Here is a 3,927-nt window from a genome sequence, read left to right on the forward strand (position 1 = left end):
AACCAAGATAGGGCAGAAATCCTTTAAGGGTTACAAGAAGCTGGAACAGATTACCATTGGTGCAAATGTGACTGCGATTGGACAACAGGCATTCTATGGAGACAGCAGACTGACATCTATTACCGTTAAATCAAAGGTACTGAAGAATGCATACAGCAAGTCACTGAAGGGAATTTCTTCAAAAGCAAAGATTAATGTTCCGAATTCAAAAGTGAAAGAGTATAAGAAAATATTTAAGAACAGAGGACAGAAGAGCAGCGTAGTAATTAAGTAAAATCAGTATCAGCAGCATCATAATCAGAAACAATGCCTTTTTCCCGGCAGAAAACGGTTTAACCGCAGCCGGGAGGAGGGCATTGCAGCAGAGAGAAAAAGGAGGCACATCATGAAACAAAAAGAAACGAAAAAGATAATGGCACTTACCCTTGCAGCTGCAATGACATTTTCGGCGCTGCCGGTGGAATATGCCAATGCGAAAGAGGCAGATCCCATGCCGAAGACACCATTAATTCAGTTTGATATGGAAGTACTGGACGGAAGCAGCCTGACAAACCTTGCTAATGGAGAGGCAGTTGCGGTTACCGGAAATCCGAAGCTGGAAAAGGGGAAGGAAGGGGAAAATGCACTGCGTCTGGATGGGGATACCTATATCGATTTAGGAACCAGTTTTCAGCCGGAAAAGGATTACACGCTGATGGGATGGATCAAACAGGACCCGGGGGCTGCAGACGGGCAGGCTTTTGTATCCCGCAGTTACAGCAGTGTTATAGATGACCAGCTGGGAGTAATGTTAAAAAACGGTACGGTTATCCATGAGGTGTCTTTTAAAAAGGGAAGCGGCAATACAGATTATCAGGCTATCACCAGTCCTGGAGATGCACCTGCGGGAAGATGGAATCATATTGCGGTGATTCGCTCAGGTCCGGAAGTAAACATTTATATTAACGGTGCTTTGGCACAGTCACAGGGGGGCCTGTCGGAAGAGGCATTTGCCGAAAACAGTAAAAATATGTATGTGGGAAGAGACTGCGATAAATCCGGAACACCGTATACACAGCACGCATATCGGGGATTAATGGATGATCTCCGTCTGTATGATACTGCGTTGGATCAGGAAGAGATAACAGAAATTTATGAAGCATGCCGAAATGGTTTTATTGTGGAAGAAGTCAGCAATGGAAGACTGGTGTTAAAGCTGGATAAAGAACCCCAGTCGGCACCGGATATTTCAGATTTCACCGTGGAATTTAAAGAAGGGGACAAGTATCTGCCGAACAGTCTGAAAAGTTGTGATTATGACCATGATACCCAGCAGGTAACACTTACTTTTGATGAATTAGAAAATCATACACAGGGAGATAAGATATTTTCCATAAGTATTACTTACCAGGATGATATGTTGACCGAACAACTGACCGTAGCTCCGGCGGGGGATAATCAGGTTCCAGAGGCAGTAACAGGTGGTGTAATCAACCTTTCCACAAAACTGGGAAATGAACCCCATGTAAAAGGAATGCTTGAGGTGAATTATGAATTTAATGATCCGGACGGTGATTCGGAAGGAGATACAAAATATCAGTGGTATGCATCCGATACAATTGACGGTGAATATGTACCCATAGAAGGAATCCGTACACGTACTGTGATCCTTCTGGATCAGTATGTAGGAAAATATCTGAAATGTGAGGTTACGCCTGCAGACTGCTATGGCAATGTGGGAGAGCCCAGGATGAGTGAGCCAGCCGAAGCACCGGTTCAGGCAACAAAAGGCAATCCTCTCACAGACTGGATGTATGAATCGGGTTATGGCGTGTCCCATCACTTTTTATCCAATTACTTTAACCTTCCTCATGTTTATTCCAGCCCGGAAGAAAAATGGGATAGGAACAGCATGACATGGGATGAGTTTGTAGGGCAGTTTGATGCCGAGGCATATGCAAAAGAGATTCACGACACCGGAGCGAAATTCGTGATTCTTACCGTAGGGCAGAACTCGGGCAGCTACTGTGCTCCAAACCTGGTATACGATCAGTATATGCGTGAAGCAGGCCTGCTTGGCGAAGGTGAGGCTAATCCAAAAACAGTTTCTATGGAGAATGACCTTCCGATGCGTATTGCGGATGCATTGGAGAAGTATGATATTAATTTAATTCTGTATCTGCCTTCTAATCCTCCTCACAGTGCCAGCTGGGATGAAACAGGTACACCAAACGGCTATGGGTATTTTTCTGATTACCTGGTAACGAAAAAAGTATTTGACTATACTCCGGGAACAGATGGTATTCCAAATCAGAGATCCAGGAAAGTGCTTTCTGAAATGGTTGAATGGTGGTCCCTTCATTATGGGGAGAAGATATCCGGCTGGTGGTTCGATGGCTGCTATCCATGGGGAATTCTTCAGAGTCAGATGGACATGAGCCTGGAGTACAATCTTTCTACTTTGGCAAATGCTGCAAAAGCAGGCAATCCATACAGCATTGTTACCTTTAACCAGGGACTGGATGTTGGCTGGGCATTTAACAAGAGTAATCCTTATCAGGATTACACGGCAGGAGAGTCACAGGGGTTGGATACGTTTCCGGTAAAAGGACGCTGGGCAAAAGACAGCACAGACTGTCAGAATTTCATGTTTGGTCCGATTGGAAACCGGGATAACTGGTCGGCAGGCTGGGGCTGCAGCGGCACCTCACGTACCGAAGAATTCATGATAAATGCAATCAAAAATGGAATGGGAAATGATTATGCCATGGGATTTGATACCAAAGTAAATATATTTGGACATCTGGATCCTGATCAATATCAGCAGCTTGTGGCAGTAAAGGATGCAATCAGAGGCGGGGATGAAATCCCGGCAGACCTGATACAGCTGCAGTCATTATATGATGCAGTATTACAGATGAATATGGATATCTATACAGAAGACAGTGCAGCTGCCCTAAATGAAGCAATGGGTATTGCATACGCTGTCCTTCAAAAAGAAAATCCCACTAAGTCAGAAGCCGCAGATGCAAAGTCCCGGCTGCTGGTAGCGATGGCGGGACTGGAGAGGATAGAAACAGAGCCGGAACCGATAACAGATAAATCACTGGCAAAAGCATTGTACAGCGCTTATGGGAAACTTGATCTGTCCGGATACACAGAAGAAAGCGCGGCAGCATTTGCGGACACACTGGAAGCATTACAGCTGATCATTGAAAAAGAAGATGCAGCTCAGGAGGAAGTGGACAGTTCCATAGCGGATCTTCTGGCTGCGGCCGCAGCATTGAAAGTTATACCGGAAGAACCTGCGGAACCAGAAGTTAAGACAGACTTCTCTATTCTGAATGTACTTTACCAGGGATATGCCGGACTGGATACCGGAAAGTATACTACAGAAAGTGCAGAGGCTTTCCTTGCAGCACTTCATCATGCAGAGGAAGTACTGAATAACCCAGATGCAGACCAGACAGCAGTGGATGAAGCAGCAGCAGCACTGGCAAAAGCAGCAGCAGAATTAACAATAGAGCCGGAAACACCAGAGATCACAACAGATAAAGCAACTTTAAAAGTGCTCTATAGTGCCTATGCGGGACTGGACACAGCGAAATACACCCAGGCCAGTGCCAATGCACTGAAAGATGCCGTTGCCCGGGCGGGAGCTGTATTAAACAATGCACAAGCAACCCAGGAACAGATTAATCAGGCGGCATCCGGGCTGATGGCAGCAGCAACCGGACTGGAACTGAAACCGGTGAAACCGGAAGAGCCTCCCAAACCGGCAGCACCTGCACTGAAAAAAGGCCAGATACTTACTTATAAAGGAATCCGGTATAAAGTGACCAATCCAACACCGGGCAAAGCAACTGTATTAGTAGCCGGGGCTTCCAACAGAAATGTAAAGAAAGTAACTGTTCCATCAACGGTAACGTTAAAAGGAGTGAAATGCAA

At 45.6% G+C, this 3,927-nt stretch carries 2 protein-coding genes; both read left to right on the plus strand.

The window, feature by feature from the left end:
* The coding region (locus tag QR40_RS29330) for a leucine-rich repeat protein (protein WP_044297919.1) at window positions 1–274 on the plus strand (274 nt) is incomplete at its 5' end.
* Between the two features lie 111 nt (window positions 275–385).
* A partial coding sequence (locus QR40_RS30510; RefSeq protein ID WP_052431125.1) for a LamG-like jellyroll fold domain-containing protein occupies window positions 386–3,927 on the plus strand: 3,542 nt, incomplete at its 3' end.

Origin of the sequence: Robinsoniella peoriensis (genome assembly GCF_000797495.1) — a bacterium.
In the GTDB taxonomy this organism is placed as follows: Bacteria; Bacillota; Clostridia; order Lachnospirales; family Lachnospiraceae; genus Robinsoniella; species Robinsoniella peoriensis.